1 protein-coding gene is annotated in these 1,796 nt (G+C 32.2%); it reads left to right on the top strand.

Translation table 11 applies throughout. The annotated features are described in order from the left end of the window. Positions 1-5 precede the first annotated feature (5 nt). Positions 6-1,796 (top strand): amidohydrolase family protein (locus tag ACVC2P_RS07455; RefSeq protein ID WP_452597853.1); only part of this gene is annotated, 1,791 nt, incomplete at its 3' end.

The raw sequence follows: 1,796 nt of genomic DNA, 5'->3' as shown, positions 1-1,796 counted from the left end.
GTTTTATACTTCACGCTCAAGAGAATGTTCCTAAAAACAATGGTGTAAAGACAAGTAATTCTAATTACACTGCATTTACTAATGCAAAAATTTATGTTTCACCAACCGAGGTTATTGAGAATGGGACTTTATTAATTAAAGATGGTAAAGTTGTTTCTACAGGGAGTAATGTTGCAATTCCTAAAAATTGCATTACTGTAGATGTTTCTGGTAAAAGTATTTATCCGTCGTTTATAGATATTTACTCTACGTTTGGTGTAACTAAACCTAGTAGAAAAACGGGAGGCTCTCGTTTGCCACAATACGATGCTAGTAGAGAAGGGTATTATTGGAATGACCACATTAGGCCAGATAAAAATGCTATAGATATGTATAGCTTTGATTCTAAAAAAGCAAAAGAGCTACAACAAGCTGGTTTTGGTGTTGTAAACACGCACATAGATGATGGTATTATTCGAGGTACAGGAGCTTTAATAGCTTTAAATACAGAAGGAACTAATGCTAACCGTATTTTGTCGCAACGTTCTGCACAGTATACAGGTACTAGTAAAAGTAATACTTCCAGACAGGCATACCCAACATCTTTAATGGGAACAATGGCTCTATTACGTCAAGTAAATTATGATGCAGATTGGTATGCTAAAGGAAATATAAAAGAAAAAGATAGAGCACTTGAAGCATTTTTAGCTAATAAAAATTTAGTGCAAATTATGGAAGCAGGAAGTAAAATTAATGCTTTACGATTTGATAAAATTGGTGATGAATTTAACACACAATATGTATTTGTAGGAGGCGGAGACGAATATGAAAACATTAAAGATATTAAGGCTACAAATGCTAAGTTTATAATCCCTTTAAATTTTCCTGATGCCTATGATATGGAAGATCCATTTTTGGCAAGAGCAGTAAGCTTAGCAGATTTAAGAGAATGGAAACAAAGACCCTCTAACCCAAAAATATTAGCAGATAATGGCGTAACGTTTGCGTTGTCTACTTATAAATTAAAGTCTGCAAAAGAATTAATGCCTAATCTTTTAAAAGCTATAAAAGCGGGTTTAAGTAAGGAAAACGCTTTAGCAGCCTTAACAACTATTCCTGCACAAATTCTAGGAAAAAGTAATAGTATAGGAACTTTAAAAACCGGAGCTTATGCTAATTTTTTAATTACTTCTGGAGACCTTTTTGAAAAAGGAACGAAGATTCATCAAAACTGGGTAACCGGTGTTAAAAACGAATTCTCTCCAATGCACGTAAAAGACATTAGAGGAAATTATACTTTTAAATTAGGTAATAATGATTACGATTTGGCTATTTCTGGTACAACCGAAAAACTAAAAGCAAAAGTAACAAGCGATAGTATAGCATTAGGAACCAAAATAAGCTTTAAGGAAGATTGGATGAATTTAACATTTTCATCATTAGATACAACAAAACAAGAGTTTATAAGACTAGTGTCTAATATTACAGAAACCAATAACTTTAATGGTAAAGCCTATTTCCCTAATGGCAACGAAATGGCATTTTATGCTAAAAAGAAAGCTAAAAAAGAGAAGGAGAAGGACGATAAAAAGAAAAATGGAGAATCTAAAAAAGAAACAGATAAAGCTACAGATGCTGAAAAAGAGTTTCCTGTAACTTTCCCTAATATGGCATACGGTTTTGATGTGTTGCCAAAACAAGAAACATTATTATTTAAAAATGTAACTGTCTGGACAAATGAAAAAGAAGGGATTCTTAAAAATACAGATGTTTTAATTAAAAACGGAAAGATCTCCAAAATAGGAACTAATATAAGT

The sequence above is a fragment of the Pontimicrobium sp. MEBiC01747 genome, from assembly GCF_053601635.1.
Note: the sequence above shows the minus strand (reverse complement) of the source record. Positions and strands in the feature narration are given on the sequence as shown.